The sequence below is a fragment of the Marmoricola sp. RAF53 genome, from assembly GCF_052114005.1.
Classification (GTDB): domain Bacteria; phylum Actinomycetota; class Actinomycetes; order Propionibacteriales; family Nocardioidaceae; genus Marmoricola.
The window spans coordinates 24,239-44,649 of the sequence record NZ_JBFRDX010000010.1 but is presented as its reverse complement, the minus strand read 5'-3'; the positions used below and the strand labels follow the sequence as shown (position 1 = coordinate 44,649).

The 20,411-nt window shown below is 70.6% G+C and carries 21 protein-coding genes; 9 read left to right on the top strand and 12 right to left on the bottom strand.

Going from position 1 to position 20,411, the window contains the following annotated elements; translation table 11 throughout:
- Position 1 precedes the first annotated feature (1 nt).
- The 7 genes from AB4Y76_RS11020 to AB4Y76_RS10990 all read right to left on the bottom strand — a co-directional run bounded on the left by AB4Y76_RS11020 (position 2) and on the right by AB4Y76_RS10990 (position 6,411).
- Positions 2 to 682: an ATP-binding cassette domain-containing protein gene (locus tag AB4Y76_RS11020; RefSeq protein WP_441925108.1), complete on the bottom strand. Its 681-nt coding sequence runs from the start codon at positions 680 to 682 to the stop codon at positions 2 to 4.
- Positions 682 to 1,455, bottom strand: a complete 774-nt coding sequence (gene urtD / locus AB4Y76_RS11015; protein ID WP_441925106.1) for an urea ABC transporter ATP-binding protein UrtD — start codon at positions 1,453 to 1,455, stop codon at positions 682 to 684. The genes AB4Y76_RS11020 and urtD overlap by 1 nt, the downstream gene beginning before the upstream one ends.
- Entirely contained in the window at positions 1,452 to 2,546 is a 1,095-nt protein-coding gene (gene urtC / locus AB4Y76_RS11010) for an urea ABC transporter permease subunit UrtC (protein WP_441925104.1), read from the bottom strand. The genes urtD and urtC overlap by 4 nt, the downstream gene beginning before the upstream one ends.
- Positions 2,543 to 3,427 (bottom strand): urea ABC transporter permease subunit UrtB, encoded by an 885-nt coding sequence (urtB, locus tag AB4Y76_RS11005; RefSeq protein WP_441925102.1) that lies wholly within the window; start codon positions 3,425 to 3,427, stop codon positions 2,543 to 2,545. Before urtB ends, urtC begins: the two co-directional genes overlap by 4 nt.
- Before the next feature lie 78 nt (positions 3,428 to 3,505).
- Positions 3,506 to 4,747 carry an urea ABC transporter substrate-binding protein gene (urtA, locus tag AB4Y76_RS11000; RefSeq protein ID WP_441925100.1) on the bottom strand — a complete coding sequence of 414 codons (1,242 nt, stop codon included), beginning with the start codon at positions 4,745 to 4,747 and terminating at the stop codon, positions 3,506 to 3,508.
- Positions 4,748 to 4,912: 165 nt separating this feature from the next.
- Positions 4,913 to 5,350 (bottom strand): Lrp/AsnC family transcriptional regulator, encoded by a 438-nt coding sequence (locus tag AB4Y76_RS10995; RefSeq protein WP_441925098.1) that lies wholly within the window; start codon positions 5,348 to 5,350, stop codon positions 4,913 to 4,915.
- Positions 5,351 to 5,412: 62 nt separating this feature from the next.
- Entirely contained in the window at positions 5,413 to 6,411 is a 999-nt protein-coding gene (locus tag AB4Y76_RS10990) for an SDR family NAD(P)-dependent oxidoreductase (protein WP_441925096.1), read from the bottom strand.
- Positions 6,412 to 6,545: 134 nt separating this feature from the next.
- Here AB4Y76_RS10990 and AB4Y76_RS10985 point away from each other — a divergent pair, with 134 nt between their 5' ends.
- Positions 6,546 to 7,487, top strand: a complete 942-nt coding sequence (locus tag AB4Y76_RS10985; RefSeq protein WP_441925094.1) for a 5'-3' exonuclease — start codon at positions 6,546 to 6,548, stop codon at positions 7,485 to 7,487.
- A 5-nt stretch (positions 7,488 to 7,492) separates the two neighbouring features.
- Here the strand turns inward: AB4Y76_RS10985 and AB4Y76_RS10980 are convergent, their stop codons facing one another.
- Positions 7,493 to 8,947, bottom strand: a complete 1,455-nt coding sequence (locus AB4Y76_RS10980; protein ID WP_441925092.1) for a KamA family radical SAM protein — start codon at positions 8,945 to 8,947, stop codon at positions 7,493 to 7,495.
- Between the two features lie 186 nt (positions 8,948 to 9,133).
- Here AB4Y76_RS10980 and AB4Y76_RS10975 point away from each other — a divergent pair, with 186 nt between their 5' ends.
- From AB4Y76_RS10975 to AB4Y76_RS10950, 6 genes are all read left to right on the top strand, one after another.
- On the top strand, positions 9,134 to 10,129 hold the full coding sequence (locus tag AB4Y76_RS10975) for an L-erythro-3,5-diaminohexanoate dehydrogenase (RefSeq protein ID WP_441925090.1): 996 nt from the start codon (positions 9,134 to 9,136) through the stop codon (positions 10,127 to 10,129).
- Positions 10,126 to 11,706: a lysine 5,6-aminomutase subunit alpha gene (locus AB4Y76_RS10970; protein WP_441925088.1), complete on the top strand. Its 1,581-nt coding sequence runs from the start codon at positions 10,126 to 10,128 to the stop codon at positions 11,704 to 11,706. The genes AB4Y76_RS10975 and AB4Y76_RS10970 overlap by 4 nt, the downstream gene beginning before the upstream one ends.
- A complete protein-coding gene (locus tag AB4Y76_RS10965; protein WP_441925086.1) occupies positions 11,703 to 12,446 on the top strand; it encodes an OAM dimerization domain-containing protein in 744 nt (247 codons plus the stop codon). The genes AB4Y76_RS10970 and AB4Y76_RS10965 overlap by 4 nt, the downstream gene beginning before the upstream one ends.
- The gene (locus tag AB4Y76_RS10960; RefSeq protein WP_441925084.1) at positions 12,443 to 12,838 is read left to right on the top strand and encodes a hotdog domain-containing protein; all 396 of its coding nucleotides are present in this window, start codon (positions 12,443 to 12,445) and stop codon (positions 12,836 to 12,838) included. The genes AB4Y76_RS10965 and AB4Y76_RS10960 overlap by 4 nt, the downstream gene beginning before the upstream one ends.
- Before the next feature lie 463 nt (positions 12,839 to 13,301).
- Positions 13,302 to 14,057, top strand: coding sequence for a polyprenol monophosphomannose synthase (locus tag AB4Y76_RS10955; RefSeq protein WP_441925082.1), 756 nt, complete (start codon positions 13,302 to 13,304; stop codon positions 14,055 to 14,057).
- Between the two features lie 9 nt (positions 14,058 to 14,066).
- Positions 14,067 to 14,597 (top strand): FxsA family protein, encoded by a 531-nt coding sequence (locus AB4Y76_RS10950; RefSeq protein ID WP_441925081.1) that lies wholly within the window; start codon positions 14,067 to 14,069, stop codon positions 14,595 to 14,597.
- Between the two features lie 8 nt (positions 14,598 to 14,605).
- On the opposite strand, the gene AB4Y76_RS10945 is transcribed toward AB4Y76_RS10950, so the two are convergent.
- The 3 genes from AB4Y76_RS10945 to AB4Y76_RS10935 all read right to left on the bottom strand — a co-directional run bounded on the left by AB4Y76_RS10945 (position 14,606) and on the right by AB4Y76_RS10935 (position 17,382).
- The gene (locus AB4Y76_RS10945) at positions 14,606 to 14,992 is read right to left on the bottom strand and encodes an RNA polymerase-binding protein RbpA (RefSeq protein WP_441925079.1); all 387 of its coding nucleotides are present in this window, start codon (positions 14,990 to 14,992) and stop codon (positions 14,606 to 14,608) included.
- 195 nt (positions 14,993 to 15,187) lie between these two features.
- A complete protein-coding gene (locus AB4Y76_RS10940; protein WP_441925077.1) occupies positions 15,188 to 16,570 on the bottom strand; it encodes an MFS transporter in 1,383 nt (460 codons plus the stop codon).
- Positions 16,567 to 17,382: a glycerophosphodiester phosphodiesterase gene (locus AB4Y76_RS10935; protein WP_441925075.1), complete on the bottom strand. Its 816-nt coding sequence runs from the start codon at positions 17,380 to 17,382 to the stop codon at positions 16,567 to 16,569. The genes AB4Y76_RS10940 and AB4Y76_RS10935 overlap by 4 nt, the downstream gene beginning before the upstream one ends.
- A 132-nt stretch (positions 17,383 to 17,514) precedes the next feature.
- Here AB4Y76_RS10935 and AB4Y76_RS10930 point away from each other — a divergent pair, with 132 nt between their 5' ends.
- Positions 17,515 to 17,769, top strand: coding sequence for a zf-TFIIB domain-containing protein (locus AB4Y76_RS10930; RefSeq protein ID WP_441925314.1), 255 nt, complete (start codon positions 17,515 to 17,517; stop codon positions 17,767 to 17,769).
- Positions 17,770 to 17,782: 13 nt separating this feature from the next.
- Here the strand turns inward: AB4Y76_RS10930 and AB4Y76_RS10925 are convergent, their stop codons facing one another.
- On the bottom strand, positions 17,783 to 19,312 hold the full coding sequence (locus tag AB4Y76_RS10925; RefSeq protein WP_441925073.1) for a helix-turn-helix domain-containing protein: 1,530 nt from the start codon (positions 19,310 to 19,312) through the stop codon (positions 17,783 to 17,785).
- A gap of 66 nt (positions 19,313 to 19,378) precedes the next feature.
- On the opposite strand from AB4Y76_RS10925, the gene AB4Y76_RS10920 reads away from it, so the two are divergent.
- Positions 19,379 to 20,395, top strand: coding sequence for a zinc-dependent alcohol dehydrogenase family protein (locus AB4Y76_RS10920; protein ID WP_441925071.1), 1,017 nt, complete (start codon positions 19,379 to 19,381; stop codon positions 20,393 to 20,395).
- The last annotated feature ends 16 nt before the right edge of the window (positions 20,396 to 20,411 follow it).

Genomic DNA, 20,411 nt, shown 5'->3' with positions numbered 1-20,411 from the left:
CTCAGACCGCCATCGCCGAGCGCACGGCGTCGACCGCACCGGCGCCGCCCTCGCCGGTCGCCGTGATCCGGCCGGACTCCAGGACGTAGTACCGGTCGGTGGCCCGGAGGGCGAACCCGACGTGCTGCTCGACCAGGAGCACCGACAGGTCTCCGCGCCGGGTGAGCTCGGTGATGACCCGCTCGATCTCGGCGACGACGTTGGGCTGGATGCCCTCGGTGGGCTCGTCGAGGATCAGCATCCGCGGCTTGGTGAGCAACGTCCGGGCGATGGAGAGCTGCTGGCGCTGACCGCCGGAGAGCAGACCGGCGCGCCGGCCGAGCAGGTCCTTCAGCGCCGGGAAGATGTCGAGCACCTCCTCGATCGCGGCGGGCGCGGTGTCGACGAGCTGGAGGTTCTCCAGCGTCGTCATCTGCCCGAAGCAGAGCTGCCCCTGCGGGACGTAGCCGATACCGGCGCGGACCCGCTTGTTGGTCGGCACCCGGGTGACGTCCTCCCCGTCGAGCAGGATCCGGCCCTTCTTCGCCGGGAGCAGCCCGACCGCGGTGCGCAGCAGCGTGGTCTTGCCGGCGCCGTTGTGCCCGGTGATCGCGACCGCCTGGCCGGCGGGCACGGTGATGGTGACGTCGTGCAGCACCGCGGCCCGGGAGTACCCGGCGGTGACATTGCGCAGCTCGAGCATCAGACCCCCTCCTCGATCGCCGTGGCGGCCCGGCCGAGGTAGACCTCCTGGACCCGGGCGTCGGCCTGGATCTCGGCGAGGGATCCCTCCGCGAGGACCTTGCCGGCGTGCATCACGGTGACCACGTCGGCGAAGCTGCGGACGAAGTTCATGTCGTGCTCGATGATCACCGTGGTCCGCTCCTGTCCGATCCGGCGCAGCAGCTCGCCGGTCGCCTCGCGCTCCTCCTGGCTCATCCCGGCGACGGTCTCGTCGAGGAACATCACCTTGGCGTCCTGGACCAGCAGCATCCCGATCTCGAGCCACTGCTTCTGCCCGTGCGCGAGGATCCCCGCGGGCCGGTCCCGGAGGTCGGTGAGGCCGATCGTCTCCAGCGCGTGCTCCACGTAGTCCGGGACGCCCCGCCGCGCGAACGGCATCCGCCAGGCCTTGCGGTGCACGCCCCCGGCGATGTCGAGGTTCTGCAGCACGCTGAGCTGCTCGAACACCGTCGCCGTCTGGAAGGTGCGCCCGATCCCGGCGCGCACGATCTGGTGCGACTTCAGGGCGAGGAGGTCCCGGTTGCGGTACCGGGCCAGCCCGGTCGCCGGCACCAGCCCGGTGAGGGCGTCCACCAGGGTCGTCTTGCCGGCCCCGTTCGGCCCGATCAGGAAGTGCAGCCGCCCCTGGAGGAGCGTCAGGTCGACGTCGTCGACCGCCTTGAAGCCGTCGAAGTCGACCGTGAGTCCGCGGACCTCCAGGTAGTCGACGCCGAGCTCGTCCGGTGCCGTCATGCGGTCTGCACCTCCATCGCCCGCTTTCCGGGCCTGAGTCGGGTCAGGGCACCCCAGAGCCGGGGGAGGAGCGAGGTGAGTCCGGCCGGGACCAGGAGCATCACCAGGATGAACAGCGCCCCCTGGAAGTAGCTCCACTGGTTCGGGAAGGACTCCGACAGTGCGGACCGGCCGTAGCCGACGGCCAGCGCCCCGAGCGCCGGCCCGAAGAGCGAGGCGCGACCACCGAGCGCGACACCGGCGATGAGCATGATCGAGGCGGTGGCGTCCACGTCCGAGGGCGAGATGATGCCGGCGATCGGGGCGAACATCGCTCCGCCCATGCTGGCCATCACCGCCGCGACCACGAACGCGACCAGCTTGATGTTCGCCGGGTCGTGGCCGAGGAACCGGACCCGTTCCTCGGCGTCCCGGGTCGCGATCAGCAGCTCGCCGAACCGGCTGCGGTACAGCTGCCAGGCGACCAGCAGGCACCCGATCAGCAGACCCGCGGCGATGGTGAAGAGGAACTGCTTGTTCGCCGGGTCGTAGAGGTTGTAGCCGAAGAACGAGGTGAAGTTGTTGAGGCCGTTGAACCCGCCGGTCTGCTTGATGGTGGCGATCAGCAGGGTCGCGAACGCGACCGCCAGGGCCTGGCTCAGGATCGCGAAGTAGGCGCCCTTGACGCGGCGCTTGAAGATGGCGAAACCGAGCGCGCCGGCGATCACCGCCGGGAGCAGCACGATCACGGCCAGCGTGAACGCCGAGCTGCGGAACGGCTCCCACCAGCCGGGCATGGTGGCGTCGCCGTACAGGGTCATGAAGTCGGGGATGGCGTGCGGTCCGCCGGTGGCCATCGCCGCCTCCAGCTTGAGGTGCATCGCCATCGCGTAGCCGCCGAGCCCGAAGAAGAGGCCCTGCCCCATGACGAGCATGCCGCCGCGGCCCCAGGCGAGGCCGATGCCGACCGCGGCGATCGCCCAGGCGCAGTACTTGCCGAGGTTGCCGAGCCGGAAGGGGCTCAGCACCGCGGGCGCGACGACGAGCAGGAGCACGGCCAGGACGGCGATACCGAGCAGCGGGAGGTACGGACGGAGCTTCTGCGGACTCATGCCAGCCCCCGGGTGCGGACCGTGAACAGGCCCTGCGGCCTGATCTGGAGGAAGACGACGATGAGCAGGAGCATCACGACCTGCGCCATGCTCGCGCTGGACCAGCGGGTCAGGTAGGCCATCAGGATCCCGATCGAGAAGGCGGCGATCACGGTGCCGCGGAGCTGGCCGAGGCCGCCGACGACGACCACCAGGAACGCCGGGATGATGTACGTGGAGCCGAGGTTCGGGTTGGTGCCGCCGCTCAGCGCGATGGCGACGCCGCCGACACCGGCGAGGCCGGAGCCGACGAAGAACGTCATCCGGTCGACGCCGCGGGTGGCCACGCCGACGGTCTCGGCGAGGTCGCGGTTCTGCACGGTCGCCCGGATCCGGCGGCCGAACGCGGTGTAGCGCAGCAGCGCCGCGAGCGCCCCGAGCCCGGCCAGCGACAGCGCGATGGTGAACATGCTGACGTAGGGCCAGTTGTACCCGAACACGGTGAGGTGCCCGTCGAGCCAGCCCGGGGTGAAGACCGAGTCGCCCTGCGCGCCGAAGACGTCCTTGGCGAGCTGCTGGAGCACCATGCCGACGCCGACGGTCGCGAGCAGCGTGTCCAGCGGCCGGTGGTACATCCAGCGGATGACGGCCCCCTCGACGAGCAGTCCGAGCGCGCCACCGATGAGGAACGCGACCGGGATCGCGACGAGGAGCGACGCGCCCGTGCTGGGGACCACCTGCTGGGTCAGGTACGTCGCGTAGGCGCCGGCCATCAGGAACTCGCCGTGCGCCATGTTGATGACGCCCATCTGTCCGAAGGTGAGGGCGAGTCCGAGCGCGGCGATGAGCAGGATCGCGCCGGTGGAGGTGCCGGTGAGCAGGGGAGTGGTGATCGATTCCATGCAGGCTCCTGGAGGGGGTGAGTGGACCGGGCACCGTCCCGCCACCACGGAGGTGGCGGGACGGTCCCCGTCATCGGGTCAGGACGCGCTCGGGTCCCACCAGGGGTAGTTCTTCAGGAACGGGTCGGGCTCGATCGGCTTGCCCGACGACCAGACGATGTCGAACTGGTTGTCGGAGTTGATCTTGCCGATCAGCGCGGTCTTGGCGATGTGGTGGTTCTCGCCGTTGATCGTGACCGTGCCCTCGGGAGCGTCGAAGGTGACCCCGCCGGAGGCCGCGTTCACCTTGTCGACGTCGAACGAGCCGGCCTTCTCCACGATGTTCTTGTAGAGGTAGAGCGACGTGTACGCCGCCTCCATCGGGTCCGACGTGGGCCGGCCCGGGTACTTGGCCTGGAAAGCCTTGATGAAGGTGTCGTTGGTCGGCGACTTCACGGACTGGAAGTAGTTCCAGGCGGCGTACTGGCCGGTGACGTTCTTGCCCATGGCCGGCGCCTCCTCCTCGGCGATCGAGACCGAGATGATCGGGCTGGTCTTCGGGCTCAGGCCCTGGTCGTAGTAGGCCTTGATGAAGCCCACGTTCGAGGAGCCGTTGATGGTGTTGAACACGAAGTCCGGCTTCGCCTTGACGATCTTCGCGACCTGGGTCGACCAGTCGTCCTTGTCCAGCGGGACGTACTCCTCGCCGACGATCTCGATGCCGAGCTCCTTGGCGTACTGCTTGATGATCTTGTTCGCGGTCCGCGGGAACACGTAGTCCGAGCCGGCCAGGAACAGCGTCTTCACGCCCTTGGACTTGAGGAAGTCCATCGCCGGGATGATCTGCTGGTTGGTGGTGGCGCCGGTGTAGTAGATGTTCTTCGACGCCTCCAGGCCCTCGTACTGGACCGGGTAGAAGAGCAGGCCGTTGTTGGCCTCGACGACCGGGAGCATCGCCTTGCGCGACGCGGAGGTCCAGCCGCCGAAGACCGCCGCGACGCAGTCGCTGGTCAGCAGCTTGCCGATCTTCTCCGCGAAGACGGCCGGGTCGGAGGCACCGTCCTCCTCGACGGGGACGATCTTCTTGCCGAGGATGCCGCCGTCGGCGTTGATCTCCTCCGCGGCCAGCTTCAGCGAGTCGCGCACCGTCTGCTCGCTGATCGACATCGCGCCGCTCGTGGAGTTCAGGAAGCCGAGCTTGACCGAGTCGCCGGAGGTGTCGACGCAGGACTTGGCCGCCGTGGCCGAGTCCGACTTCGAGCCACCGCACCCGGCGAGGGTGAGGGCAGCAGCCAGGGCGACGGAGGTCGCGATGAGTGTGCGTGCGGGAAGTTTCTTCAAGGTGGGAGATCCCTCTCGTGAGCGCCCCCGAGGGCCGGTGCGGGCCGGGCACGACGCTGTGCTCCGCGGTTGCGCCGGACGCTAGGGAGGGGATGTTTCCCGGTTACGTCACCGTGTTGCCGTGACGTAACTAATTGCTCACGCGCTCAATCTCGAGCGCGGCCGTCAGTCGATCGGACGGTTCTCGAAGGCCGTGGAGAGCACGATCGTGGTCCGGGTCGAGACGTTCGCGGCATTGCGGATCCGGCCCAGCAGGACCTCCAGGTCGGCCGGCGTCGCGACCCGGATCTTGAGGATGTAGGACTCCTCGCCGGCCACCGACCAGCAGCTCTCGACCTCGGGCATCCCACGCAGCCGCTCGGGGTAGTCGTCGGGCGCGGCCGGGTCGAACGGGGTGATCGACACGAACGCGGTGAGCGGCCGGCCAGCCTTGGCGTGGTCCACGGAGGCGCCGTAGCCGATGATTAGGCCGCGCTCCTCGAGCCGCTTGACGCGCTGGTGCACGGCCGAGGTCGACAGTCCGGTCGCCTTGCCGAGATCGGTGTAGGACATCCGGCCGTCTGCCGTGAGCAGCCGCAGGATCTGTCGGTCGATCTTCTCCACGGCGCCGAGCCTACTGTCTGGGTGGAGAGGCGCCCCGGTCTTTCCGGACGGTGGGCTCGCGGTCAGGCCGCGGGCGTGCCGGCGACTGCGGCGCGCACCCAGGACCAGATCTCGTCGCGGTCGGCCTCGGTCGCCGTCGTCGCGGTGGTGTAGCTGAACGGGCGGGGCCTGCGGTCGTGCCAGAGCAGTCCGCCCGGCGGCGGCGGTTGTGCGGCGGCCAACCAGACGATGGTGTCGGCGCCCTGCGCGCTCGTGCGCAGGAACGGCCGGGTCAGCAGGCGGAACGCCGGCAGCGACGCCGCGACCCCCGGAGTGTCGGCCCACCCCGGGTGCATCACGTGGACGCTGACGTTCTCGGCCTCGAGGTGGTGCGCCAGGTGCGGCACGATCTCGACCTGGACCCGCTTGGAGCGCGCGTAGGCGACGGCGCCCCGGTAGCTGCCCTGCCGGTACTCGGGATCGGCCAGCGGCAGCGGCTGGGTGTACATGCCGCCGGAGCTCACCAGGATCACGCGGGCACCTGTGGCGCTGCGGCGCAGGGCGGGTGCCAGCAGGTCGGTCATCAGCACCGGTCCGAGCACGTGCGTGGCCAGGCTCAGCTCGTGACCGTCCGGCGAGGTGGTCCGGGTGGACGGCAGGACGCCGGCGTTGTGCACGACGACGTCGAGCGCGTCGCCGTTCTCGGCCAGCCTCGCCGCGAAGGCGGTCGCGAAGCGGTGCACCTGCGCGAGGTCGGCCACGTCGCACCCCTCGGCGTGCAGCACGGCTTCGCGGCCTTCCTGCCGGAGCCGGTCGGTGATCCGCGCCATCGCCGGACGGACCCGGTCGGGGTCGCGACCCAGCAGGTGCACGGTTGCGCCGAGCCTGGCCAGACCGAGGGCGGTCGCCTCGCCGAGACCGGACCCGGCGCCGGTGACGAGCGCGCGCCTGCCCGCCAGCGCCCCCTCCGCCGGATCTGCGGGCCAGTGGCCGCGGCGCAGGGCGTAGCCGATGTTGGTGTAGCCGCCGACGATGCTGCGGTCGAGCAGGCGGTCCAGGACGGGTGCCTCCGTGCCGGTCACTGCGGCCTCCGAGAACTAGACGTCGATGTCAACACAGTGTTGAGGTTAGCCGGTGAGCAAGAACCACCCTCGTGCGTGCCGCAGCGGACCGACCTGCCGCGCTCCCGTCCCCGCCGACGGCTAGGGTCGTCGCCATGACCGACCGGCCCGACCGTCTGATGCTGCTGGACACCGCCTCGCTCTACTTCCGCGCCTTCTACGGCGTCCCGGACACGGTCCGCGCGCCGGACGGCACGCCGGTCAACGCCGTGCGGGGTCTGCTCGAGTTCATCAACCGGCTCGTCGACGAGTACCGGCCGACGCACCTGGTCTGCTGCTGGGACAACGACTGGCGGCCGCAGTGGCGCGTCGACCTGATTCCGTCGTACAAGGCGCACCGGGTCGAGCAGGTCGTCCCGGGCGGTTCGGACATCGAGGAGGTGCCGGACCCGCTGGAGGCGCAGATCCCGGTGATCGTCGAGGTGCTCGACGCCTTCGGGATCGCGATCATCGGCGCCGACGGCTACGAGGCCGACGACGTCATCGGCACGCTGGCCACCGGAGCCGGGATGCCCGTCGAGGTGGTCACCGGTGACCGCGACCTGTTCCAGCTGGTCGACGACGCGGCCGGCGTCCGGGTGCTCTACACCGGCCGCGGGGTGGGCAGGCACGAGCGGATCACCGAGGACGTGGTGCTGGAGAAGTACGCCGTCCGCGCCGACCAGTACGCCGAGTTCGCCAGCCTGCGCGGTGACACCTCCGACGGGCTGCCGGGTGTCGCCGGCGTGGGGGAGAAGACCGCCGCGACGCTGCTGCAGCGCTTCGACAGCATCGCCGGGATCAGGGCGGCGGCGCTCGATCCCGCGTCCGAGCTGGCTCCGGGGCCGCGCCGGAAGATCCTGGACGCCGCGGACTACCTCGACGTCGCGCTCGACGTCACCCTGGTCACGCGCGACATCGACCTCGGCGAGCGGGACCTGCGCCTGCCGGCCACCCCCGCCGATCCCGACGCACTGATCGCGCTTGCGGCGCGGTGGAACCTCGAGACGCCGATCGCGAAGCTGGTCCAGACGCTGACGGCCGGCGCCGTTCAGTAGGCCGCTCAGTAGGACTGCAGCGCCGCGGTACGCCGGGACGCCTCGGCCACCTCGGCGGCCCGCAGCGCGGACTCGTCGAGGTCGGCGTGCTGCGCCCACCAGGCCTGGCCGGCCACCGGCAGGGTGTGGATCGGGTCGTAGTACTGGTAGGTCCGGTTCAGGGCGTCGGGGTCGGCCGCCTCGATCGAGGTCCGGTAGTTCTTCGTCCACTCCGAGATGCCGCGCTCGGTGTCGTAGCCGGCGAGCTGGTGCACCCAGCGCTTGCCGACGAACGGGACGTCGCAGACGATCCGCGGTGTCGCGAAGCCGGGCAGGTAGCCCATGATGTGGTGCTGCAGCCGCTGGGCGTCGGCGACCGAGATCCGCCAGTGCTCGGCGAACGGGATCAGGTCGCACATGTAGAAGTAGTAAGGCATGATCCCGGCGCCGTCGAGCAGCCGGAAGCACAGGTCGAGCAGGGCGTGCGGGTCGGCGTTGACGCCGTTCAGGATGACGCCCTGGTTGCGGACGTCGCGGACGCCCGCCTCCATCATCGCCCGGGACGCCTCGGCGACCAGCGGGGTCACCGAGTTCGCGTGGTTGACGTGGGTGTGGATCGCCAGCGAGACGCCGCGGGCCCGGGCCAGCGTGGCCACCCGCTCGACGCCGGCGCGGACGTCGTCCTGCAGCCAGTGCTGCGGCAGGCCCATCAGTGCCTTGGTGGCCAGGCGGATGTCACGGATGTTCTCGATCTCCAGCAGCGCGGTGAGGAACTCCTCCAGCCGGGCGATCGGCATGTTGGCCACGTCGCCGCCGGAGACGACGACGTCCCGGACCTGCGGGGACCGGCGCAGGTACTCCAGCATCGAGCCGAGCCGGTCGTTCGGCTTGCCGACGAACTTGAGCTTGTCGACCTGGGGCGTGGAGTTGCCGACCAGGTCCATCCGGGTGCAGTGGCCGCAGTACTGCGGGCAGGTGGGCAGCAGCTCGGCGAGCACCTTGGTCGGGTAGCGGTGGGTGAGCCCCTCGGCGACCCACATGTCGTGCTCGTGCAGCGAGTCGCGGGTGGCGTGCGGGTGCGAGGGCCAGTCGGTGCGCCGGTCGGAGAACACCGGGAGCATGTAGTGCCGGACCGGGTCGGCGTAGAAGGCGTCGGTCAGCGAGCCCGGGCCTGCCACGGCGGCGTGCGGCACCATCGTGCTCATCATCTGCGGCGGGACCAGCATCGACATCGTCGCCCGCTCGGCCTGGTCGCGCTCGAGGTCGGCGTAGAAGCGCTCGTCGACCAGGTCGCCGAGCAGGTCGCGGAGCTGGCGGACGTTCTTGACGCAGTGCGACCGCTGCCACTGGGAGCTGCGCCACTCGGCGTCGGTCACGTCCCGCCACCCCGGGAACCGGCGCCAGTCGGGTTCGACCAGCTCGACTCGCTGGTAGGGGTACGGCTGGCCCGTCTCGAGGCCGATCGACGTCTCGATGCTCATCTGTCTCCTCCTGCTCCCGGGACCGCGTGGCGTTTGTGTGACGCGGGCCACCAGTGCCAGAGTAGGAGCAGATATCCGCACAAATCCAATCCGACACAAGAATTCCTGCGGTCGGAGGAGAGATTCAGGGGAAAGTCTTCTGTGAACCGCGTAGTCATCGAGAGTGATCCCGTCGGCACGCACCGCGTGCTGGAACCTGCCGGTGCGCTGCCCCAGGCGGCCGCTCGGCTGGACACGCGTCGGGAGCTCTGGCCCGACGAGGTCCGCATCCGCGTCGAGCGGCTCAACCTGGATGCGGCCTCGTTCCGCCAGCTGGCCGAGAAGCACGACGGCGACGGCGACGCCGTCCGCGCCGAGGTCCTCGAGATCGTCGCGGCGCGCGGCAAGATGCAGAACCCGGTCACCGGCTCCGGCGGGATGCTGATCGGCACCGTCGAGGAGGTCGGCCCGGAGTCGCCGCTCGGCCTGGTGCCGGGGGACCGGGTCGCCACGCTCGTCTCGCTGACCCTGACCCCGCTGGTCCTCGAGGACGGCCTGGCCGGCTGGGACGGGCGCTCCGAGCAGGTGCCCGCAGACGGGTACGCCGTCCTCTTCGGCCGCAGCATCGCCGCCCGGCTTCCCGAGGACCTGCCCGCCGACCTGGGACTGGCCGTGATGGACGTCTGCGGCGCGCCCGCGCTGACCCGCCGCGTCGTCGCCGAGTACGACGCCCCGGTCGTCGCCGTCGTCGGCGGAGCCGGGAAGTCAGGATCGCTGAGCCTCGCCGCCGCCCGCCGGGCGGGTGCGCGCCGGGTCGTCGGGGTCGTCCCGAACAGCGCGGAGGCCGACCTGCTCCGCGACGCGGCCCTCGCCGACGACGTCGTCCTGGCCGACGCCCGGGACCCGCTCGCCCTGCGCGACGCGGTGGTCTCCACCGGGGACCTGGCGGACGTGACCGTCGTCTGCGTCGACGTCCCCGGGTGCGAGCAGGGAGCGGTCCTCGCCACCGCCCCCGGCGGCACCGTCATCTTCTTCTCGATGGCCACCTCGTTCAGCGCGGCCGCGCTCGGCGCCGAGGGCATCGCGGCCGACGTCACCATGCTGATCGGCAACGGCTACGTGCCCGGTCACGCCGAGTACGCGGTCGGCCTGGTCCGCACCGACGCGGGCGTCCGCGGCCTCTTCGAGCGGCGGCTCGGATGAGTCCCCGCGCGGCCTCGAAGCTGGACCTCGACCGGGCTACGGTCCGGCAGGCGCGGACGCTGGCCCGCCAGGTCGGTCGCCCGATCGTCCGGCTGGCCCAGCAGCACACCACCGTGTCGGTCGAGCGCGCCACCCTCCGGCTGGCCGGACTCGCCGGCGCCGACGCCGAGGGCACGCCCTGGGTCAACCGGGTCGCCGACGCGGTCCGTGCCGGTATCGGCCTGGAGCACGGCATCGCGCTGCCGATCTGGGACGCGCTGGTCCGCGGTGAGGCGGACGACCTGCTCACGCTGGCGCAGAAGGCCGCGGCCGGGTCGATCCGGTTCCGGTTGCCGGAGGGGCGCGACGCCGCCCGGGCGCGCACGGCGGCGCGCAAGCAGGTCGGCTCCGGGATCAAGCGGATCGACCAGCGCCGCCGCGAGCGCGAGCGGTTGATCAGCCGGATCGGCGACGCGCCCCGGCAGCCGTGGATCTACCTGATCGTGGCGACGGGGGACATCTACGAGGACATCCCGCAGGCGCAGGCGGCCGCGCGCGAGGGCGCCGACGTGATCGCGGTGATCCGGTCCACCGGCCAGTCGCTGCTCGACTACGTCCCGGAGGGTGCCACCCGCGAGGGCTACGCCGGCACCTACGCCACCCAGGAGAACTTCCGGCTGATGCGCGCGGCTCTCGACGAGACCAGCCGCGAGCTCGGCCGGTACGTCCGGCTCACGAACTACGCCTCCGGGCTCTGCATGCCCGAGATCGCCGCGCTCGCCGGGATGGAGCGCCTGGACATGATGCTCAACGACTCGATGTACGGGATCCTCTTCCGCGACATCAACCCGGTCCGCACCTTCGTGGACCAGCGGTTCAGCCGCCAGGTGCACGCGCGCGCGGGCATCGTGATCAACACCGGCGAGGACAACTACCTGACCACCGCGGACGCCGTCGAGGCCGCGCACACGGTGACCACGAGCCAGCTGCTCAACGAGTACTTCGCCAAGGAGGCGGGGCTCGAGGACTGGCAGCTCGGACTCGGGCACGCGTTCGAGATCGATCCCGCCGTCCCGGACTCCTTCCGGCTCGAGCTCGCGCACGCGCTGCTGGCCCGCGAGCTCTTCCCCGACGCGCCGCTGAAGTGGATGCCCCCGACCCGGCACATGACCGGGGACGTCTTCCGCGGCTACCTGCTCGACGGCTTCTTCAACCTGGCGGGCGCACTCACCGGGCAGGGGATCCTGCTGGTCGGCATGATGACCGAGGCCGTCGTGACCCCGTGGCTCTCCGACCGGGACCTGGCGCTCCAGAACGTCCGCTACGTCATGGAAGCCGCTGGTCGGTTGCACGAGGACTTCCGCCCGGCTCCGGGCGGGGTGATCGTGGAGCGGGCGCACCAGGTGCTCGGCGAGAGCATCGACCTGCTTGAGCAGATCAAGGCGCACCAGGGTGGCCTGCTGGACGCGATCGCGGACGGGACCTTCGGCCTGATGAAGCGCCCGGCCGACGCCGGCCGCGGTCTGGACGGCGTGGCGAAGAAGTCGGCGGCGTACTACAACCCCGCCAGCGAGCTCCTCGAGGAGGGCACCGGATGAGCCTGATCCGCCCGTACGGCGACACCACCGGCGACGGCATGGTCCAGGTGTCGTTCACCCTGCCCGTGCCGCACTCCAAGGTCGCCGAGGGAGCGGCCGCCCAGCTGGCCCGGAAGATGGGGATCGAACCCGCGCTCGTCGTCCACGCCAAGCCGATGGGCCCCGACTTCACCTTCTTCGTCGTCTACGGCCCGGTCCGGCACCTCGTCGACGTGGACGCGGTCGAGGTCGTCGAGCGCGACTACCCGCTGCTCACGCCCAAGGAGGTGAACGCGACCGTGAAGGCCGGGATGCGCCGCCGCCTGGTCGTGATCGGTGCCTGCATCGGCACCGATGCCCACACCGTCGGGATCGACGCGATCCTCAACATCAAGGGGTTCGCGGGGGAGAAGGGCCTGGAGTACTACCGGGAGCTCCGGGTGGTGAACCTCGGTGCCCAGGTCTCGGTCCCCGACCTGGTCGCCCGCGCCGTCGCGGAGAAGGCCGACGCGGTCCTGGTCTCCCAGGTCGTCACCCAGCGTGACGCCCACCTGCTCAACACCCGCGAGATGTCGGCCGCGTTCCGGGAGGCGTTCCCACCCGCACGCCGGCCGCTGCTGGTGGTCGGCGGGCCACGTTTCGACGAGTCGACGGCCGGCGAGCTCGGCGTCGACCGCGTCTTCGGCAAGGGCACCACCCCCGGGGAGGTCGCCAGCTTCCTCGTCCACCGGCTCATCGACCAGAAGGCGGCAGCATCATGACCCGAACCCCGGCCTGCGAGCCCGGACTGCGGATCACCCACCGGCGCTACGTGCCCTTCTCGCACGCGCACTACGCCGGCAACCTCGTCGACGGCGCGTACAGCCTGGGCCTGTTCGGCGACGCGGCGACCGAGCTCTGCATCACCAGCGACGGCGACGAGGGCCTGTTCGCGTCGTACTCGGACGTGCAGTTCCTGGCGCCGGTCCGGGCCGGAGACGTGCTCGAGGTGACCGCCGAGCTGGTCCGGGTCGGGACCCGCTCGCGGGAGATCGCGTTCGCCGCGACCGTGGTCGCGCGGGGCGAGCCGGAGGTCTCCGCGTCGGCCGCGCGGCTGCTCGACGAACCGCTGGTGGCGACCCGGGCGACCGGCGTCTGCGTCGTCCCGATCTGACCTCTGGTTGAACAGAGTTCAAGCGCCCGGCGTGTCCACTGCGACACGCCGCGAAGCCAATTTTTCTTTCACCGAATGTTGGTGCCGACTCCACTCCGCTGACCTGCGGTTTCGTTCCGTCCACGCAGGTCAACGCATGGTTGACAGGACGCCGCCGGATCGGTTTTGTTGGCTCGTTCCTCCAGGCAGAACGTTCGGCCTGCGAGCCCCCGACATGAAGTTGAAGCCTCACCGGCCGCCGCGGTGTGGGCAGAACCTTCCGGCGAGTCGTGGGCGCGTGCGCCTGACGGGAGAACACGGGGGGAGAGCGCAGCCAGTAGACAACGGCCGCCCGGTGACACCCAGTCATCGTGCGGGCGGTCCGAAGGTTGYGTCCCTCCCCCCGCCGCCTGCCCAGCGCCCGTTCAGCGCCCGTTCAGCGCCCGTTCAGCGCGCGCCCCGTCCGATGCCCTAGGTTGTTCGGGTGACGAGGACGGTCATGGTCATCCCGACCTACAACGAGGCGCAGAACCTCTCCGACGTGGTGGCCCGGGTCCGCACCGCCGCTCCCGACGTCGACATCCTGGTCGTCGACGACTCCTCGCCCGACGGGACCGGCACGATCGCCGACGAGCTCGCGGCGGCCGATCCGCAGGTTTCCGTGCTGCACCGCGGGACCAAGGAGGGCCTCGGCGCGGCCTACATCCACGGCTTCCGGGTCGCCCTCGACGCCGGCTACGACCTGATCGGCGAGATGGACGCCGACGGCTCCCACCAGCCCGAGGAGCTGCCCCGGCTGCTCGCCGCGACGGCGGACGCCGACCTCGTGATCGGCTCGCGCTGGATCCCCGGCGGCAGCGTCGTGAACTGGCCGTGGCCGCGGGTGCTGCTGTCGCGCGGCGGCAACCTCTACACCCGCCTGCTGCTCGGCATCCGGGTCAAGGACGCGACCGCGGGCTTCCGGATCTTCCGGCGCAGCACGCTCGAGGCGATCGGGCTGGAGAGCATCCAGGCGCTCGGCTACGTCTTCCAGGTCGAGCTCGCCTACCGCACGCTCCGCGCCGGGATGCGGGTCACCGAGGTGCCGATCGAGTTCGTCGAACGCGTCCGCGGCGACTCGAAGATGACCCCGGAGGTGGCGCGCGAATCCCTGGCGCGGATCACCCGCTGGGGGCTCGCCGAGCGGAGGGCGCAGCTGCGGGGAGGTCGAGCGGCGCCAGCAGTTGGGCGTGACCGTTAGCGTGGTCGCATGAACGCTCGTGCGCGCCGCCGGTTCCCGTGGGGACTGGTGCTGCTCGCCTTCATCCTGATCCCGATCATCGAGATCTACTTCATCATCCAGGTCGGCCAGGCCATCGGGCCGTGGTGGACGATCGCGCTGCTGGTCGCGGACAGCATCTTCGGTTCCTGGCTCCTCAAGCGCGAGGGCACCCGGGCCTGGGACGCGCTGCGGATCGCGCTCACCGAAGGGCGGATGCCGGCGAAGGAGCTGGCCGACGGAGTGCTGATCGTGATCGGCGGCACCCTGATGATCAGCCCGGGCTTCGTCACCGACATCTTCGGGCTGCTCGCGATCCTGCCGTTCACCCGGCCGATCGGCCGGATCCTGCTGGCCGGGTTCATCTCCCGCCGGCTGACGGGCGCGACGTTCGCCACCACAACCTACGGCGGGGCCGCGGGCCCCGGAAGCAGCACCGGAAGCGGCCCCGGAAGCAGCACCGGAAAAGCACGACGCCCCGGACCAGGCGATGTGGTCCAGGGCGAAGTGATCGACCCGTAGGTCGTGGCTCAGGCGTTGGCCTTCTTCTTGCGGCCGGCCGGCCGGTGCAGGTGCGCCGGGCCGATCTCCCCGCCGCGGAGCAGCTCCAGCCGTTCGGTCAGGATGTCCTCGAGCTCGCTGATCGAGCGACGCTCGAGCAGCATGTCCCAGTGCGTACGGGCCGGCTTCTCGACCTTGGCCTCCGGCAGGATGCCGTCGACGCTCAACGCCTCCTCGCCACAGCGCGGGCACTCCCACGTGGCAGGGACGTCCGCCTCCACCGACATGGTGATCTCGAACTGGTGGCCCCGCTTGCACTGGTAGCCGACCTGCTGACGGGCGGCGAACTCGATGCCCCGCTCGTCCTCGAAGCTCTGTCCGCCGAGGCGTGCGCCTCGCAGAGTGCGGTCTCCCATGGGTTCCTCCAGGATCTGTGGGCGGCCAGGTCGTGGCCACCCCTCATGCGTACTACCTTCCGAGACGATCGGGCAAGCCGAACGTGACGCTGATCGACCGATCTCGGGCGCCGGGGATCACCCAGGCGACGTCTGACACCCTTCAAACGTACGGGGACCTCCCAAGATTCCCCGGTGCACCCCGGGAGAGCAGGCTCACACGACCGCCGGCAGCCGGTTCCCGGCCTCGCGGATCCCGCGCTCGGGGTCGAGCCGGAGCAGGAAGTAGGCGCCGAGGACGAAGAAGACGATCAGCGCCAGGATCGCGGGCCGGTAGGAGCCGGTGGCCTGGAACATGATGCCGAACAGGAGCGTGCCGAACCAGGAGGTGCCGCGCTCGGCGGCGTTGTAGAGCGCGAAGTACTCGCCCTCCCGGCCCCGGGGGATCAGCAGGCTGTAGAACGACCGCGACAGCGCCTGGGTGCCGCCCAGCACGATCCCGATGGCGACCGCCACCAGCAGGAACAGCGCGACGTTCTTCTCCGGCAGGAGCAGCGCGGCGACCACGACCCCCATCCAGGCGAAGGTGCCGCCCAGGATCGACCGGTAGGCGCCGTACCTCGCGGCCAGCCGGCCGAAGAAGAGCGCACCGCCGAAGGCGACGAACTGGATGAGCAGGATCGTGCCGATCAGCACCGAGGTGCCGAACCCGAGCTGCTTCTCGCCGTACGTCGAGGCCGCGTAGATCACCGTCTGGATGCCGTCGTTGTAGAAGATGTACGCGAGCAGGAACGTCAGCGTCATGGGGTAGTTCGGCAGGTCCTTGAGCGTGACGACGAGCTGGCCGAAGCTGCGCTTCCAGATGTTGCCGGTCTCCGGCAGCACCGAGCGCGGCGCGTAGTCGTGCAGCTTCACGAACGGGATGATCGTGAACGCCGCCCACCAGACGGAGGCCGAGAGCAACGAGAGCCGCACGGACATGCCCTTGGAGAGCCCGAACGTGTCGTGGCCGAGGAACAGCACCAGGTTGAGGGCGAGCAGGACGCCGCCGCCGAGGTAGCCCCAGGCCCAGCCGCGCGAGGAGGCCCGGTCGCGCTCGTCCTCGGTGGAGATGTCGACCAGGATCGCGTAGTACGCCACCAGCGAGCAGCCGGCCAGGATGCTGGCGACGACCACGGAGATCGCGCCGAGCTGCCACTGCTCACCGCGCAGGAAGAACAGCTGCGACCCGACGGCGGCACCGGCCCAGGCGAACCCGGCCATGTACCTCTTCTTGTACGGCGACCGGTCGACGAACGCGCCGACCACCGGCAGGACCAGCACGCTGGAGATGGTCGCGAAGCTGATCAGGTAGCTCGGCAGCGCGCCGGCGGCGAGGTGCAGCCCGAGCACGTTGACGGTCTTGTCGCAGGTCTCGTCGGGATCGGCGCAGCCGGCCGCCTCGCCGGCCACCGTGATCATGTACGGCGCGAACATCACCGACAGCACGGTCGTGTAGAAGGCCGAGTTCGCCCAGTCGTACCAGTTCCAGGCCTTCTGCTGGCGGAGCCGGTCGAGCGGCGCCAGGTCCGCGATCGCGGCGGCCGGTGTGTCGCTCATGCGTACTCCCTCCACAGTCCCCGGCTGACGAGGACTTCCTTCAACGTGTCGGTGCGGTCGGTGAAGATCCCGTCGACGCCGAGGTCGACCAGCCGCACCATCTCGTCCGGGTCGTCGACCGTCCACGGGTGGACGTGGACGCCGACGGCGTGCGCGCGGCGCACGAGCGACCGGGTGACGACCGGCAGCGGACCGCGGCGCACGGGGACCTGGAGGGCGCGGACCTGGTCCCGGGTCAGCAGCCGGGCCAGCCGGGCGGACGGGCTGAGCACGAACGCGACCACCTCGAGCGGGTGGGCCGACGTCGGCACCCGGCCCGCGGTGGTGCGCCGGAACCGGCCGAGCTCGGCACGGGAGAAGGACCCCACCAGGACCCGGTCCTCGGCTCCGGTCCGGCGGAGCAGGTCGGCCAGCGGCGCGGCGGTGCCGCGCGCCTTCAGGTCGATGTTGAACCGGCAGTCGGGGAACTCGGCGAGCAGGTCGGCCAGCAGCGGGACGGCGTGCGCGCCGCCGACCAGGACCTCGGCGACCTCGGCCGCCGTCATCTCCGCGACCGCGCCGGGGCTGTCGGCGACACGGTCCAGCACCCCGTCGTGGAGCGCGACCAGCACGCCGTCGCGGGTGAGGTGGACGTCTGTCTCGAAGTACCGGTAGCCGAGCGCGTAGGCGTGCCGGAAGGCGTGCGCGGTGTTCTCCAGCCCGACCAGCTCGGGGTGCTCGGCACCGCCGCGGTGCGCCATCCCGAGCACGGTGCGGCTGCCGCCCTCCCGTACCGCGTCCAGGTACGCGTATCCCGTCACCGGTGTGTCCATCGACCCCGCCCCTCGCTCCCAGGAGCAGTAAACACCGCTCCGCGCCCAGAATGCCCCGACACGAGCACACCGGCATCCGGGTTGCTACTCAGGTCGCCGACCGGGAGGAGTACCGTCGCAGACGTGGATGAGATGACCTGTCCCCAGTGCGGCGGTTCGATGGACGCGGCCGCCTACGGGCACGTGACCGTACGACGCTGCTCGGACTGCGCCGGCGTGTTCCTGGCGCGTGCCGACCTCGGTGCGCTGATCGAGGCGGAGAACGACTGGCACGCCCACCAGTCCACCAACACCGCGACCCTGCCGCGGATCACCGCGGACATGACCGAGGCGCCCGTCGCCCGGGAGCGGTCCCGCGCCTTCGTCGAGGCGCTCTTCAAGGCCTGAGCCGGCCGGGGGCTCAGCGCAGGTCGCTGAACGTCTCGATGCGGGCGCCGAGCTCGTTGAGCCGCTCGGCGAGATCCTCGTAGCCGCGGTTGATCACGTAGACCGAGCGCAGCACCGAGGTGCCCTTGGACGCGAGCATCGCGAGCAGGATCACCACGGCCGGGCGCAGGGCCGGCGGGCAGACGATCTCGGCGCCGGACCAGTGCGTCGGGCCCTCGATCATCACCCGGTGCGGGTCGAGGAGGGTGACCCGGCCGCCGAGCTTGGTGAGCTCGGTCAGGTAGATCGCCCGGTTCTCGTAGACCCAGTCGTGCAGCAGGGTCTTGCCCTGCGCGACCGCGGCGATCACCGCGAAGAACGGCAGGTTGTCGATGTTCAGCCCGGGGAACGGCATCGGGTGGATCTTGTCGATCGGGGAGTGCAGCACCGATATCTCGGTGGTGATGTCCACCAGCCGGGTCTGGCCGTTCGCTGCGGTGTACTCCTCCGAGCGCTGGTAGCGGAAGCCCATCTCCTCCAGCAGCGCCAGCTCGATCTCGAGGAACTCGATCGGGGCGCGCCGGATGGTGATCTCGGACCCGGTGACGATCGCGGCGGCGAGCAGCGACATCGCCTCGATCGGGTCCTCGCTGGGGGAGTACTCGACGTCGACGTCGATGCTGCTGCAGCCGGTCACCGTCAGCGTGGTCGTCCCGATGCCCTCGATGCGGACACCGAGCTCGACGAGGAAGAAGCACAGGTCCTGGACCATGTAGTTCGGGCTCGCGTTGCGGATCACGGTRGTGCCGTCGTGCAGCGCAGCCGCCATCAGGGCGTTCTCGGTGACGGTGTCCCCGCGCTCGGTGAGGACGATCGGCCGGCGGGGGGAGACCCGCTCGGCGACGGTCGCGTGGTAGCTGCCCTCGGTCGCCTTGACCTCCAGCCCGAACGGGCGCAGGGCGGTCAGGTGCGGCTCGACGGTCCGGGTGCCGAGGTCGCAGCCGCCGGCGTACGGGAGCTCGAAGTCGGTGCTGCGGTGCATCAGCGGACCGAGGAACATGATGATCGACCGCGTACGACGAGCGGCCTCGGCGTTGATCCCGGCCAGGTCGAGCTCGTCGGGGCCGATGATCTCGAGGTCGTTGTCGTCGTTGAGCCACCGGGTGCGCACGCCGATGCTGTCGAGCACCTCGAGGAGGCGGTTGACCTCCTCGATCCGGGCGACTTTGCGCAGCGTCGTGCGGCCGCGGTTGAGGAGAGCGGCGCAGAGCAGGGCGACGCCGGCGTTCTTGGAGGTCTTCACGTCGATGCTGCCCGAGAGCGTCGTCGGCCCGGTGACCCGCAGGTGGGTCGGCCCGCTGCCGATGCTGACCAGCTGCTCGTCGAGCGCCTCGCCGATCCGGGCGAGCATCTCCAGGGAGACGTTCTGGTGGCCGCGCTCGATCCGGTTGACCGCGCTCTGGCTGGTGCTGAGCGCGTCGGCGAGCTGCTGCTGCGTCCAGCCGCGGTGCTGACGGGCGCTGCGGATGAGCGTCCCGATCTGGCTCAGGTAGTCGGTGGTCACGGGCAGCGACGTTATCTCAGATATGAGATGAAGCCAATCAGGCGCGCCTGGTGGAAGATCGGGGACATGCGCGTGACGACCATCCATGCTGCCCGTGACATCCGCCTCGAAGAGCGCCCCGACCCGGTGATCACCGCGCCGACGGACGCGATCATCAAGATCACCGCCGGCTGCATCTGCGGCTCCGACCTGTGGCCGTACCGCGGCGAGAACCCCATCACCCCGGGCGACACCATCGGCCACGAGATGGTCGGCGTCATCGAGGAGGTCGGCGCGGAGGTCACTTCGTTCGCGCCCGGCGACTTCGTCGTCGTCCCGTTCTGCACCTGCGACAACACCTGCTCGCGCTGCCGCAACGGCGCCCACTCGGCCTGCGTGAACAGCGGTTTCACCACCGGCGGGCAGGGCGAGTACGGCCTGGTCCAGCAGGCCGAGGGGAGCCTGATCAAGACCGACGGCATGCCGGACGCCTCGATGATCCCGTCGCTGCTGACCCTCTCCGACGTGTTCCCCACCGGCTGGCACTGCGCGGTCGCCGCCGGGGTCAAGAAGGGCGACACGGTCGTCGTCGTCGGCGACGGCGCGGTCGGCCTCTGCGCCGTCCTGGCCGCGGTCCAGATGGGCGCCGAGAAGGTCGTCGCGATGTCGCGCCACGAGCCCCGGCAGGAGATCGCCCGCGCCTTCGGGGCCACCCACGTCGTCGCCGAGCGCGGCAAGGAGGGCGTGACCGCGGTCAAGGAGATCACCGACGGCGTCGGCGCCGACGCGGTGCTGGAGTGCGTCGGCACCAACGACGCGATGCGGACGGCCTTCAGCAGCGCCCGGCCGGGTTCGATGGTCGGCTTCGTCGGCGTGCCGCACGGCGTGGAGCTCCCGGTCCGCAAGATGTTCGCCGAGAACATCGGCCTCGCCGGCGGCATCGCCCCGGTGCGCCGCTACCTGCCCGAGCTGCTCGACCTGGTCACCTCCGGAACGGTGAACCCCGGACTTGTCTTCGACTCGGTGCTGCCGCTCAGCGAGGTCGCCGAGGGCTACCGGGCGATGGACGAGCGCCGGGCGATCAAGGTCCTGCTGCAGCCCTGATTCCGTACGAGCCGAC